Here is a 13,374-nt window from a genome sequence, read left to right on the forward strand (position 1 = left end):
CCTCTCGGTCTCAGGCGAAGCGGGCGTCGACGGCGTCGCCGTGGGCGGGCAGCGCCTCGGCGTCGCTGAGAGCGCGGATGTGCGGGGCGACGCGCTCGAGCGCACCGCGGTCGTACGAGATCAGCTGCTGCGGCCGGAGGAAGGTGTAGGCGCCGAGCCCGGAGGAGAAGCGCGCCTGCCCCAGCGTCGGGAGCACGTGGTTGGAGCCGGCGAGGTAGTCGCCCAGGCTCACCGGGGTGGTCGGACCGAGGAAGATCGCGCCGGCGTCGTGGATCCGCTTGGCCGTCGCGACGGGGTCGGCCGTGTGCAGCTCGAGGTGCTCGGGGCCGTAGGCGTCGCTGAACGCGCAGGCGAGCTCGAGGTCGTCGACGATCACGAGCGCGGACTGCGGGCCGTCTAGTGCGATGGCCACGCGCTCCGCGTGGTGGGTGGCAGCGGCCTGGGCGGCGACCTCGCGCTCGACGGCGGCGGCGAGCTCGGCGCTGTCGGTGACCAGGACCGCGGAGGCGGCCTCGTCGTGCTCGGCCTGGCTGACCAGGTCGGCGGCGACAAGGCGCGGGTCGGCGGAGTCGTCGGCGATCACGAGGATCTCGGTCGGGCCCGCCTCGGAGTCGATGCCGACCTGGCCGAGCACCTGGCGCTTCGCGGTGGTGACCCAGACGTTGCCCGGCCCGGTGATGATGCTGACGGGATTCAGCCCGATCGAGTCGACGCCGTAGGCCAGTGCGGCGACGGCTCCGGCGCCCCCGACCGCGTAGACCTCGTCGATGCCGAGCAGAGCGGCCGCCGCGAGGATCGTGGGGTGGACGGAGCCGCCGAACGCCTTCTGCGGCGGCGAGACCAGGGCGATGGAGGCGACTCCGGCGGCCTGCGCGGGCACGGCGTTCATGACGACGCTCGACGGGTAGACCGCCTTGCCGCCGGGGACGTACAGCCCGGCGCGGGCGACGGGCTGCCAGCGCTGGGTGACCGTGGCGCCGTCGTCGAGCTCGGTGGTGCGGGGCGGGGGGATCTGTGCGGCGCTGGCGCGGCGGACGCGCGCGATCGCCTCCTCGAGTGCGCTGCGGATGGCCGGATCGAGGCGGTCGAGCGCCTCGGCGATCTGCTCGGCGGGCACGCGGAGGTGCGGGGGGCGCACGCCGTCCAGCCGCTCCGCCTGGTCGAGGAGCGCCTCCGCGCCGCGTTCTCGGACGTCGGCGATCAGCTCGGCGACGACGGGCCCGACGGAGGCGGACGTGCCCGGATTGCGGGGCACGAGGGCGAGGAGCTCGGCGGAGGAGGGACGACGGCCGCGGAGGTCGAGAGTCTGGATCATGGCCGCCCCAGTCTACGCGCCGCCCTCCCCCGCTCCCTCGCCGCGCGCTCCCCCGCCCGGACCCCGTCCCGCCCGACCCTCGCCCGGTCTCGATCCGCCGCTCCGCGGCTACTCGACCAGCATCTACGGGCGCTCGCCCGGTCTCGATACGCCGCCGCGCGGCTACTCGACCACCAGGAGGACACCGGCGGCCGCAGGCTCGCCCTCCGATCCGCCACCCTCTCGCCCGACCCTCCGAGGCGAACCGGCGATCCTCGTTCGAGTGGATCGCCGTAGCCGTACGCACGACGCTCTTGAGAACCCGGCCACCCTGCCCAGCCGACCGCGCCGAGCCGGGCAGGGACCGGCTCGCCACAGACACCGCGAACCGGCGATCCGCGTGTCAGCGGATCGTCGTAGCCGTACGCACGACGCTCTCACCGACCCGGCCACCCTCCCCAGCCGACCGCGCCGAGCCGGTCGGGGACCGGCTCGCCACAGACACCGCGAACCGGCGATCCGCGTGCCAGCGGATCGTCGTAGCTGGACGCATGACGCTCTCACGAACCCGGCCACCCTCCCCAGCCGACCGCGCCGAGCCGGTCGGGGACCGGCTCGCCACAGGCACCGCGAACCGGCGATCCGCGTGCCAGCGGATCGTCGTAGCTGGACGCATGACGCTCTCACGAACCCGGCCACCCTCCCCAGCTGACCGCGCCGAGCCGGGCAGGGACCGGCTCGGAATTCAATACAGACAGTTCGGCCCCAGCAGGCTCTTCAGCTCGCCGAAGAGGTCCGGGGTGATGCGCACGGGGAACGGCACCTCGAACACGCGGGCCGTGTCGCCCTTGATGAGCTTCAGCCGCACCTCGGTCTGGCCGGAGTGGCGGATGAGCACGTCGCTGAGCTGCGAGACCGTGTCGGTGGTCGCGCGCGACTCGGGCATCGAGACGGTGAGCGGTCCCGAGTCGCCGTCCTGGCTCATCTCGGGGGCGAACAGGCTGAACGCGTGCAGGTTCATCCCGTCGTCGCGCATGCTGACGCGGCCTCTGACGACGACGATGGAGTCGTTCGTGAGCGCCGGGGCGAACTCCTGGTACGCCTTCCCCATGAACATGCAGGTGATCTCGCCGCCGAAGTCCTCGACCTGGATCATCCCGTACTGGTTGCCGGAGGCCTTGGCCATGCGGTGCTGGACGCTCGTGACGAGGCCCGCGACGACCACGGTCTCGCCGTCGGCGATCGTCTCCGAGATCAGCAGGTCGGCGATCGTGGTGCTGTAGTGCTTGGCGAGCTCGGTCTCGAGTCCGGCGAGCGGATGGTCGGACACGTAGAGCCCGAGCATGTCGCGCTCGAAGGCGAGCTTGTCGCGCTTGGCCCATTCGGGCCGCTCGGGCACCTGGATCGCGGCCTGCGGCTCGTCCCAGAGGCTGTCGAAGTCGAAGCCGACCTGGCCGTTCGCCTCGTTGCGCTTCTCCCCCACCGCCGCCTCGACGGCGTCCTCGTGCACCTCGACCAGGGCGCGGCGCGTCGAGCCGAGCGAGTCGAAGGCGCCGGCCTTGATCAGCGACTCGATGGTGCGCTTGTTGGTCACCTGCAGCGGCACCTTGCGGAGGAAGTCGTGGAACGTCTCGAAGCGGCCCTTCTCCTCGCGCGCGGCCCGGATGCCCTCGACGACGTTCATGCCGACGTTGCGGACGGCGCCGAGGCCGAAGCGGATGTCGGTGCCGACTGCGGTGAAGAAGCCGATCGACTCGTTGACGTCCGGCGGGAGCACCTTGATCCCCATCCGCCGGCACTCGTTGAGGTAGGCGGCCATCTTGTCCTTGGAGTCGCCGACGCTGGTGAGCAGCGCGGCCATGTACTCCGCGGGGTAGTGCGCCTTGAGGTACGCCGTCCAGTAGGAGACGACGCCGTACGCCGCCGAGTGCGCCTTGTTGAAGGCGTAGTCGGAGAAGGGCAGCAGGATGTCCCAGAGGGTCTTGACGGCCTCCATCGAGTAGCCGTTGGCGATCATGCCGCCCGAGAAGCCCTCGAACTGCTTGTCCAGCTCGGACTTCTTCTTCTTGCCCATCGCGCGCCGCAGCAGGTCGGCCTGTGCGAGCGTGAAGCCCGCGAGCTTCTGCGCGATCGACATGACCTGCTCCTGGTACACGATCAGGCCGTAGGTCCCTCCGAGCACCTCCGAGAGCGGCTCCTCGAGCTCCGGATGGATAGGGGTGATCTCCTGCACGCCGTTCTTCCGCAGCGCGTAGTTGGTGTGGGAGTCGGCGCCCATCGGGCCCGGCCGGTAGAGCGCGAGGACCGCGGAGATGTCCTCGAAGTTGTCGGGCTTCATCAGTCGGAGAAGGCCGCGCATCGGGCCGCCGTCGAGCTGGAACACGCCGAGCGTGTCGCCGCGGGCGAGGAGGTCGTAGGCGGCCTGGTCGTCGAGCTCGAGGTCCTCGAGCACGAGGTCCTGTCCGCGGTTGGCGCGGATGTTGTCGAGGGCGTCGTCGATGATCGTGAGGTTCCGCAGCCCCAGGAAGTCCATCTTGATCAGCCCGAGCGACTCGCACGCGGGGTAGTCGAACTGCGTGACGATCTGGCCGTCCTGCTCCCGCTTCATGATCGGGATGATGTCCAGCAGCGGATCGCTGGACATGATGACGCCGGCCGCGTGCACGCCCCACTGGCGCTTGAGGTTCTCGAGTCCGAGCGCGGTGTCGAAGACCAGCTTGGCCTGCGGGTCCTCGGCGATGACGTTGCGCACGTCGAGCGCTTCCTTGTAGCGCGCGTGGGCGGGGTCGTTGATGCCGCTGAGCGGGATGTCCTTGCCCATGATCGCGGGCGGCATGGCCTTCGTCAGCTTCTCGCCCATCCCGAACGGGAAGCCGAGGACGCGCGAGGCGTCCTTGAGAGCCTGCTTCGCCTTGATGGTGCCGTAGGTGACGATCTGCGCGACGCGCTCGTCGCCGTACTTCTCGGTGACGTAGCGGATGACCTCGCCGCGGCGACGGTCGTCGAAGTCGACGTCGAAGTCGGGCATGGAGACGCGGTCGGGGTTGAGGAAGCGCTCGAAGATCAGGCCGTGGCGCAGCGGATCGAGGTCGGTGATCTTCATCGCGTAGGCCGCCATCGAGCCGGCACCGGAGCCGCGGCCGGGACCGACGCGGATCCCGTTGCGCTTGGACCAGTTGATGAAGTCGGCGACGACGAGGAAGTAGCCGGGGAAGCCCATCTGCAGGATGACGCGGGTCTCGTAGTCCGCCCGGTCGCGCACCTCCTGGGAGATGCCGTCCGGGTAGCGCTCGCGCAGTCCGGCCTCGACCTCCTTCACGAACCAGGTGTCCTCCGTCTCGCCCTCCGGCACCGGGAAGCGGGGCATGTAGTTCGCCGAGGTGTCGAACTGGACGTCGCAGCGCTCCGCGATGAGGAGCGTGTTGTCGCAGGCCTCGGGGTGGTCGCGGAAGACCTGGCGCATCTCGCGCGGCGACTTGAGGTAGAACTCGTCCGCGTCGAACTTGAAGCGCTTGGGGTCGTCGAGGGTGGTTCCGGACTGCACGCAGAGCAGCGCCGCGTGCGAGGTCGCGTCGTGCGCGTGCGTGTAGTGCAGGTCGTTGGTGGCGACCAAAGGGAGGTCGAGGTCCTTCGCGAGCCGGATGACGTCGCCGATCACCCGCCGCTCGATGTCGAGGCCGTGATCCATGATCTCGGCGAAGAAGTTCTCCTTGCCGAAGATGTCGCGGTAGTCGGCGGCCGCCTGGCGGGCCTCCTTGTACTGGCCGAGGCGCAGGCGCGTCTGGACCTCGCCGCTCGGGCAGCCCGTGGTGCCGATCAGGCCCTCGGAGTACTGCGAGAGGATCTCGCGGTCCATGCGCGGCTTGAAGTAGTAGCCCTCGATCGACGCGCGCGAGGAGAGGCGGAAGAGGTTGTGCATGCCCGTCGTGGTCGAGCTGAGCAGCGTCATGTGGGTGTACGCGCCGGAGCCGGACACGTCGTCCCCTCCGCCGTCGCCCCAGCGGATGCGGGTCTTGTCGGAGCGGTGCGTCCCCGGGGTGAGGTAGGCCTCGGTGCCGATGATCGGCTTGATCCCCGCCGCCGTCGCGGTGCGCCAGAAGTCGAAGGCGCCGAACACGTTCCCGTGGTCGGTCACGGCGATGGCCGGCATGCCCTCCTCGACCGCCGCGTCGATCAGCGGCTTCACTCGCGCTGCACCGTCGAGCATCGAGTACTCGCTGTGCACGTGGAGGTGGACGAAGGAATCGTTACTCGGCAAGGATGCGCCTCCGGCGGACTGCGGGCAGGGGAGGGATGGCCGGCGACCCGGGAGGGCCCGTGGACACGGCGGGAAGAAGTCTAACCGCGCCGGACGCGGGTCCGGCCGGGAGAGCGCGGATCACTCCCCGCGCAGCACCTCGAGGGCGTGCACCAGGTCGTCGGGGTACGACGCCTCGAACTGCACCCACTCCCCCGAGCCCGGGTGGGTGAAGCCGAGCCGGACCGCGTCGAGCCACTGGCGGGTGAGGCCGAGCCGCTTCGAGAGGGTCGGATCGGCGCCGTACATCGCGTCGCCGACGCACGGGTGGCGCTGGGCGGCCATGTGCACGCGGATCTGGTGGGTGCGGCCGGTCTCGAGGTGGATCTCGAGGAGGGAGGCGAACGGGAAGGCCTCGATCGTCTCGTAGTGGGTCACCGAGGGCTTGCCGTCGGCGCGGACCGCGAACTTCCAGTCCGAGGACGGGTGGCGGCCGAGCGGGGCGTCGATCGTCCCGGCGAGCGGGTCGGGGTGGCCCTGCACGACCGCGTGGTAGACCTTCTCGACCGTGCGGTCGTGGAACGCGCGCTTGAGGTGCGTGTAGGCGCGCTCGGACTTCGCGACGACCATGAGGCCGCTCGTGCCGGCGTCGAGCCGGTGCACGATGCCCGCGCGCTCGGCCGCACCGGAGGTCGACACGGTGAAGCCCGCGGCGGCGAGGGCGCCGAGCACCGTCGGTCCCTCCCAGCCCACGGCGGGGTGCGCGGCCACTCCGACGGGCTTGTCGATCACCACGATGTCGTCGTCGTCGTGCACGATGCCGAGGCCGGGGACCGCCATCGGCACGATCCGCGGCTCCTCGCGCGGGCTCCACTCGACGCTCAGCCAGGTGCCGGCGTGCACGCGGTCGCTCTTGTCGAGGACCCGTCCGTCGGCGCTCACTCCGCCCGCCTCGGCGACCTCGGCCGCGAAGGTGCGCGAGAAGCCGAGCAGCTTCGCGACGGCCGCGTCAACGCGGAGGCCGTCGAGCCCGTCCGGGACCGGCAGCTCTCGGGACTGCGCCATCAGCGTCCGCCGGGGCGGTCGGCGTCGCGGGCCGCCTCCTCGACGGAGGAGGCCGCTGCGGGGGCGCCCGCTCCGGGGGCGGCGAGAGCGCCGTCCTCGGAGACGACCTGCTCCTGCTCGTCGCGGCCCGCGCGCTCGCGGGTGCCGTCGAGGCCGACGCCCCGCACGCTCAGGAGGACGAACAGCGCCATCGCCGTGCAGATCGCGATGTCGGCGACGTTGTAGATCGCCGGGAGCAGCCACGGCGTGAAGAGGAAGTCGACGACGTGTCCGAGCCCGAAGGAGGGCTCTCGGAACAGCCGGTCGAAGAGGTTGCCGAGGGTGCCGCCGAGCAGCAGGCCGAAGAAGACGCCCCACGCGGTGGAGCGGATCCGGCGCGAGAACCAGATCACGGCGACGACGACGCACGCCGCGATGATCGAGAAGATCCAGGTCGACCCGCTCGCGAGGGAGAAGGCGGCACCCGGGTTCTTCACGTAGTGCAGGATCAGGACGTCGCCGAGGACGTGGACGTCCTCGCCCAGGGTCAGGTTCGTCGTGACCAGGAACTTCGCGGTCTGATCGATCGCGAAGACCGCGAGCGCGACGAGGCCGAGGGTGACGAGCACCCTCGGCCTGACGTCCGCTGCGGCGGGACTACGCCCCAAAGCCCGACAGCGAGGACTCCGTCGACGCCGGCTGGGTGTCGAGGTCGCGGAGCTGGCCCTCGATGTAGCTCTTCAGCTTCTGGCGGTACTCGCGCTCGAAGGTGCGGAGCTCGTCGATGCGGTGCTCGACCGTCGCGCGCTCCTCCTCGAGCTTCGCGACCTGCTGGCGCTGCTTGGCCTCGGCCTCGGCGACGATGCGGGCGGCCGTGGCACGGCCCTCGGCGACGAGAGCGTCGCGCTTCTCGGCACCCTCGCGCACGTGCTCCTCGTGGAGGCGGCGGGCGAGCTGCAGGAGTCCGCTGGAGCTCTCGGCCTCGTCGACCGGAGCCGACTGCGAGGAGCTGACGGGAGCGACGACCGGTGCGGGAGCCGGGGTGGGCTCGGGCTCGGGCTCGGGCTGCGGCTCCGGCTCGGGTGCCTCGTCGACCACCGGGGCGGGAGCAGGAGTGCTCTCGCGCGGGGCGTCGGAGACTCGGGCGTCCGAGGGGCGGCTGTCGCCGGAGGAGAGGCGCTGACGAAGCTCCTCGTTCTCCTGGTTCAGGCGGCGGAGCTCCACGACGACCTCGTCGAGGAAGTCGTCGACCTCGTCCTGGTCGTATCCCTCACGGAACTTGGTCGGCTGGAACCGCTTGTTGACAACGTCTTCGGGAGTGAGCGCCATGGCTTTCCACCTTCGATTTCAAGTAGGTACACGTTTAACAACGCGCGACTAAAGCTAGCAACTTCAGGCGCACGGCGCAGTGCTGACACCGCGGGGAACGTCCGGACGTGCCAACGATACAGGGACGGTCAGGCGCGCTGGAGCCACGTGGCGATGTACATGCCCACGATGACGCAGAGCATGGTGAGGCTCCAGCCGAAATCGAGCGCGATCGGACCGATCGAGACCGGCTTGATCAGGCGTCGGAAGAAGCCGATCGGCGGGTCCGTGACGGTGTAGACGCCCTCCGCGGCGACGAGGCCGGCACCGCGGGGGCGCCAGTCGCGTCGGATCACGCGGACGAGGTCGAGCACGAACCGCGCCCACATCGCGAAGAAGTAGAGCAGCAGCACGAAGTACAGGACGCTCCCGAGGAGCGAGACGACGGAGGTCACCGGGGGCCAGGGCTCCCCGGGATCAGGACTTCGCGAAGAACGACGCGTCGGCGTCGCTCTCGGCGGAGGCGGAGTCGCCGGCGACGGTGATGTGCGACGGCGAGAGCAGGAAGACCTTGCTCGTCACGCGCTCGATGCGGCCGTAGAGGCCCTGCGAGAGTCCGCTCGCGAAGTCGATGAGGCGGCGGGCGTCCGCATCGCTCATCTGCGAGAGGTTGATGATCACGGGGATGCCGTCGCGGAAGTTCTCCGCGATGACCTGCGCGTCGCGGTACTGCTTCGGGTGGACGGTGAGGATCTCGTTCATCTCGGCGGGTGCCGTCGCCTTCGGGGTCTGGGGGGTGGGCTTGCGGAGCGGGGTGACCGTCGCGCGGGGCTGCTGCACCGGCTCGACGGGAGGGACGGGCTGCACCGGGGAGACCGGTGCGCGGTGGGCCGTCGCCGGGGCCGCCTCGACGGGCTCTGCGCGCTCGTACTCGACCTCTTCGTCGGCGAGTCCGAGGTAGACCATCGTCTTCTTCAGCGGGTTGGCCATGGGGTGTCCTCCGTGTCGTGTGTGCTCCCACAGGTGGGTCACCACGAGGTTAGGTGCGGGCGGGGCGTTCTCCGGTGATTGCCGATCCGATTCGCAGGTGTGTCGCACCCTCCGCGATCGCCTCGGCGAAGTCGTTCGACATGCCCGCCGAGATCGCCGTGGCGGAGGGCTCGACGGCGCGCACGCGGTCGGAGATCGACCGGAGCCGGGCGAAAGCCGGACGGGGCTCCTCGTCCAGCGGAGCGACCGCCATCACGCCGCGCAGCGTGAGGCCGGGCGCCCGGGCGAGAGCCTCGGCGAGGGGCTCGACGTCGGCGGGCGACGCTCCCCCGCGGTCGGGATCCTCGGTGAGGTTGACCTGCAGGAACACGTCGAGCGGCTCCTCCCCCGCCTCGAGCAGCGGGACGAGCGCGAGCCGGTCGACGGAGTGGACCGCGTCGGCGTAGCGGCGCACCTGGCGCGCCTTCTTGCTCTGGAGCTGCCCGATGAAGTGCCAGCGCGCAGCGGTCCCCGCCAGCTCGGCCGACTTCTCCTGCGCCTCCTGGTGCCGGTTCTCGCCGAAGTCGACGACGCCCAGCTCGAGGAGGTCGCGGAGCAGCGACACGGGGTGGAACTTGGTCACCACGATGGTCGTGACCGAGGACGCCTCGCGACCGGCCGAGCGGGTCGCGTCGGCGACCCGCTCGGAGACCTCGGCCCAGCGCGCGGCCAGCTCCGGATCCGGCACGACTACTTGAGGAAGTCGGGGATGTCCAGGTCGCTGTCGTCGTCGTCGAAGGACGGGTCGGCGACAGGGGCCGGGGCGGCGACGGGGGTGCTCGACCAGATCGAGCCGGCCGCAGGGGCGGCGGCGGGAGCCGGGACGGGCTCGGCGGCCGACTCGCTCGCCGAGCTCTGCTGCTGGCGCGGCTGGGCGATCGCGGCCTGAGCGGTCCCGCCCGGCTCTCCGCCGTCGAAGCCCGCGGCGATGACGGTGACGCGCACCTCGTCGCCGAGCGTGTCGTCGATCACGGCACCGAAGATGATGTTCGCCTCGGCGTGCACCGCCTCCTGGACGAGGCGCGCCGCGTCGTTGATCTCGAAGATGCCGAGGTTCGAGCCGCCCTGGATCGAGAGGAGCACGCCGTGCGCGCCGTCGATGCTGGCCTCGAGCAGAGGTGAGGCGACGGCCAGCTCGGCCGCCTTGATCGCGCGATCGGCGCCGCGCGACGAGCCGATGCCCATCAGCGCCGAGCCCGCGCCCTGCATGACCGACTTCACGTCGGCGAAGTCGAGGTTGATCAGGCCGGGCGTGGTGATCAGGTCGGTGATGCCCTGGACGCCGGCGAGGAGCACCTGGTCGGCGGTCGCGAAGGCCTCGAGCATCGAGATGCCGCGGTCGCTGATCTCGAGCAGGCGGTCGTTCGGAACGACGATGAGCGTGTCGACCTCGTTCTTCAGCGTCGCGACGCCGGCCTCGGCCTGCGTCTGCCGACGGCGTCCCTCGAACCCGAAGGGCTTGGTCACGACGCCGATGGTGAGGGCGCCGATCGACTTTGCGATCCGCGCGACGACGGGCGCGCCGCCGGTGCCGGTACCGCCGCCCTCGCCCGCGGTGACGAAGACCATGTCGGCCCCCGCGAGGACCTCCTCGATCTCCTCGGCGTGGTCCTCGGCGGCGCGGCGGCCGACCTCGGGGTCGGCGCCGGCGCCGAGTCCGCGGGTCAGCTCGCGGCCCACGTCGAGCTTGACGTCGGCGTCGCTGAGCAGGAGCGCCTGGGCGTCCGTGTTGATCGCGATGAATTCGACACCGCGCAGGCCGAGCTCGATCATGCGGTTGACGGCGTTGACGCCGCCACCGCCGATGCCGACGACCTTGATCACGGCGAGGTAGTTCTGGTTTGAAGTCACGTCTCCGGCCTCCGGGCTGAACCTTAAACCTGTAGTTGAGGCTTAAAGTTATGCTGAGTATGCATTTGGGGTTCGGCTCCGACGGTAGGCGGAGTCCGGTCGCGCTCCCAGCAGACACGCCCGCAACGCTCGAAAGAACGCGCGGATCCGCCGCCGGTCAGGACCGGGGCGCCACGACGGCGGCCTGGGGCGAGGACACGTCGTAGGTGCCGACGACGGCGGGGTCGGTCGCGGCCATCAGCTTCTCGAGCACGACGGCCTTGAGCGCCGACTCGTCCGACCCGCCCCAGACGACTTCCGTGCCGTTCTGCAGGGTGAGCGAGACGTCGTCGCCGGTCGTGGCCGTGGCGGCCGTCACCTGCGGAGCGAGCGACGCGGGCAGGGAGCGCAGCACCCGCGCGGTCGCGCGGAAGCCGGCTCCCGAGGCGTCGCCGGACGCGGTGGTGAGGACCGGGTAGCCGGGCTGCGCCGAGTCCGCCGTCTCGATGACGACTCCGGCCGCGTCCACGAGCTCGAAGCGGCCCCCCGCCGCGATCACGCCGAGGGGCGTGCGCTCGACGATCGACACCACGAGGGTGCTCGGCGGCCGGGTCTGCACCGAGTAGCTCTGGATGAGCGGGGACGCGCCCAGCACGCGGCCGACCTCGTCCCGGTCCACCAGGGTGAGCGGGACGCCGAGCTGGTCGTCGAGCTCGCTCTGCAGGGCGGCGGCGTCGACGCGCTGGGTGCCCGAGATCTCGATCGTGCGCACGGCCATGAGCGGCGAGAAGGCCGCGACTCCGACGATCAGGGCGAGGGCGACGAGCGACCCGGCCACGACCAGGGCGATCAGGCGGCGCCGACGCGCGCGCTTCGTGAAGCGGCGGACCTCCCCCCGCTCGTAGCGCCTCCGCTCGCGGGCGGCCCGGGAGACGGCCCGGTTCTCGGCACCGGGCAGACGCAGGCCCGAGAGGGTGCGGCGGACCGCGCCCGCGCGCGACGGAGTGCGCTCGGCCGGCTCCGGGTCCACGCGGATCGCGGAGACGATCCGGATCGGCTCGGTGTCCGGCTCCGGCTCGCCGCCGCGCGTGGGGACGCTCCGACCGGGCGCCGGAGGGCGTCCGCCGTCGGGCCGCTTCACGGCCGCTCCCCCGCTTCGGGCGCGAGGACCGCGGTCATCGTGCGACCGGCGCGGCCTCGCTCGCGCCGAGCGACTCGAGCACCTGCGGGATGATCCGGTAGACGTCGCCGCAGCCGAGGGTGATGACGAAGTCGCCCTCGCGCGCGATGCCGGCCGTGAGGCGGGCCGCCTCCGCCCAGTCCGGGACGAACGAGACGTGCGACGGGTCGGCGAACTTCTCGCTGACCAGCGCTCCGGTCACTCCGGGCTCCGGATCCTCGCGCGCCCCGTAGACGTCGAGGACGATCGTCTCGTCGGCGTAGCGCTCGAGCGTCTCGGCGAACTCGCGGGCGAAGAGGCGGGTGCGGCTGTAGAGGTGCGGCTGGTGCACGGCGATGATGCGGCCCTCGCCGACCACGGTGCGCGCGGCGGAGAGGGCGGCGGCCACCTCGGTGGGGTGGTGGGCGTAGTCGTCGTAGACGCTGACTCCGCGGACCGCTCCGTGCAGCTCGAAGCGGCGCTCCGTGCCTCCGAACGCCGACACGGCCTCGAGCGAGGCGGCCGGATCGAAGCCCAGGCCCACCAGCACTGCGAACGCGCCGGCCGCGTTGATCGCGTTGTGCCGGCCGGGGATGCGGAGGCGGGCCGAGTAGCGCCTGCCCTCGTACTCGACCGAGAAGCCGACGGGGCCGACGAGGTCGAGGTCGACGACGCGGACGTCCGCCCCCTCGGCCTCGCCGAAGGTCAGCACCCGTCCGCCGTCCAGCCGCTCGGTGACGCGGACGGCGCCGGGGTCGTCGGAGGAGATGACGACGAGCTCGCTCGCGGAGGAGGCGAAGGTGACGAAGGCCTCCTCGAACGCCTCCAGCGATCCGTAGTGGTCGAGGTGGTCCGGATCGACGTTCGTGATGAGGGCGACCGCGGTGTCGTAGAGGAGGAAGCTGCCGTCCGACTCGTCGGCCTCGACGACGAAGACTTCGCCGGAGCCGGCGGCGGAGGAGGTGCCGAGGCTCTCGATGATGCCGCCGTTGACGAAGCTGGGGTCGGCGTCGACGCCGAGCAGGCCGGTGACGATCATGCCGGTCGACGTGGTCTTGCCGTGCGCTCCGGCCACCGCGACCAGGCGCTTGCCGCGCACCAGCCAGGCGAGGGCCTGCGAGCGGTGCAGCACGGGCAGGCCGCGCTCCTTCGCGAGCAGGTACTCCGGATTGTCGGGCCACAGGGCGGAGGTGACGACGACCGCCTCGGCGTCCCCGAGGTTCGCCGCGTCGTGGCCGATGGCGACCGGGACGCCGAGCTCCCGCAGCTGCTCGATGGGGTGGGACTCGCGGACGTCCGACCCGGTGACCCGGTGCCCGGCGTGGTGGAACAGCCGGGCGATCCCGCTCATCCCGGAGCCGCCGATGCCGATGAAGTGGACCGAGCCGAGCTCGTCGGGGACGGTGATGCCGAGGTCGGGCTTGATCACGGGGCTCTCGCTTTCGGGTGGGTCGCGGCGGGCGGGAGGGGCCT

Annotated in this window: 11 protein-coding genes; all 11 read right to left on the reverse strand. The window is 71.3% G+C overall.

What is annotated here, in order from left to right; translation table 11 throughout:
- Nucleotides 1–10 precede the first annotated feature (10 nt).
- Nucleotides 11–1,315, reverse strand: coding sequence for a histidinol dehydrogenase (gene hisD / locus C5C55_RS06620; protein ID WP_104233340.1), 1,305 nt, complete (start codon nucleotides 1,313–1,315; stop codon nucleotides 11–13).
- A 724-nt stretch (nucleotides 1,316–2,039) separates the two neighbouring features.
- Nucleotides 2,040–5,501, reverse strand: a complete 3,462-nt coding sequence (gene dnaE, locus C5C55_RS06625) for a DNA polymerase III subunit alpha (RefSeq protein ID WP_244229655.1) — start codon at nucleotides 5,499–5,501, stop codon at nucleotides 2,040–2,042.
- 171 nt (nucleotides 5,502–5,672) lie between these two features.
- Complete coding sequence (locus tag C5C55_RS06630) at nucleotides 5,673–6,596, reverse strand: RluA family pseudouridine synthase (protein ID WP_104233341.1); 924 nt, start codon at nucleotides 6,594–6,596, stop codon at nucleotides 5,673–5,675.
- Nucleotides 6,596–7,204 carry a signal peptidase II gene (gene lspA, locus C5C55_RS06635; RefSeq protein ID WP_104233342.1) on the reverse strand — a complete coding sequence of 203 codons (609 nt, stop codon included), beginning with the start codon at nucleotides 7,202–7,204 and terminating at the stop codon, nucleotides 6,596–6,598. Before lspA ends, C5C55_RS06630 begins: the two co-directional genes overlap by 1 nt.
- A gap of 28 nt (nucleotides 7,205–7,232) precedes the next feature.
- On the reverse strand, nucleotides 7,233–7,904 hold the full coding sequence (locus tag C5C55_RS06640; protein WP_104233343.1) for a DivIVA domain-containing protein: 672 nt from the start codon (nucleotides 7,902–7,904) through the stop codon (nucleotides 7,233–7,235).
- 128 nt (nucleotides 7,905–8,032) lie between these two features.
- Nucleotides 8,033–8,338, reverse strand: coding sequence for a YggT family protein (locus C5C55_RS06645; protein ID WP_258059242.1), 306 nt, complete (start codon nucleotides 8,336–8,338; stop codon nucleotides 8,033–8,035).
- Between the two features lie 22 nt (nucleotides 8,339–8,360).
- Complete coding sequence (locus tag C5C55_RS06650; RefSeq protein WP_104222599.1) at nucleotides 8,361–8,873, reverse strand: cell division protein SepF; 513 nt, start codon at nucleotides 8,871–8,873, stop codon at nucleotides 8,361–8,363.
- A 49-nt stretch (nucleotides 8,874–8,922) separates the two neighbouring features.
- Entirely contained in the window at nucleotides 8,923–9,600 is a 678-nt protein-coding gene (locus C5C55_RS06655) for a YggS family pyridoxal phosphate-dependent enzyme (RefSeq protein WP_104233344.1), read from the reverse strand.
- 2 nt (nucleotides 9,601–9,602) lie between these two features.
- Nucleotides 9,603–10,763, reverse strand: coding sequence for a cell division protein FtsZ (ftsZ, locus tag C5C55_RS06660; RefSeq protein WP_104222597.1), 1,161 nt, complete (start codon nucleotides 10,761–10,763; stop codon nucleotides 9,603–9,605).
- A 157-nt stretch (nucleotides 10,764–10,920) separates the two neighbouring features.
- A complete protein-coding gene (locus tag C5C55_RS06665) occupies nucleotides 10,921–11,883 on the reverse strand; it encodes a cell division protein FtsQ/DivIB (RefSeq protein WP_104233345.1) in 963 nt (320 codons plus the stop codon).
- A 34-nt stretch (nucleotides 11,884–11,917) separates the two neighbouring features.
- Complete coding sequence (gene murC / locus C5C55_RS06670; protein WP_104233346.1) at nucleotides 11,918–13,330, reverse strand: UDP-N-acetylmuramate--L-alanine ligase; 1,413 nt, start codon at nucleotides 13,328–13,330, stop codon at nucleotides 11,918–11,920.
- Nucleotides 13,331–13,374: the final 44 nt, after the last annotated feature.

Origin of the sequence: Rathayibacter sp. AY1C2, assembly GCF_002931195.1 — a bacterium.
Lineage (GTDB): Bacteria > Actinomycetota > Actinomycetes > Actinomycetales > Microbacteriaceae > Rathayibacter.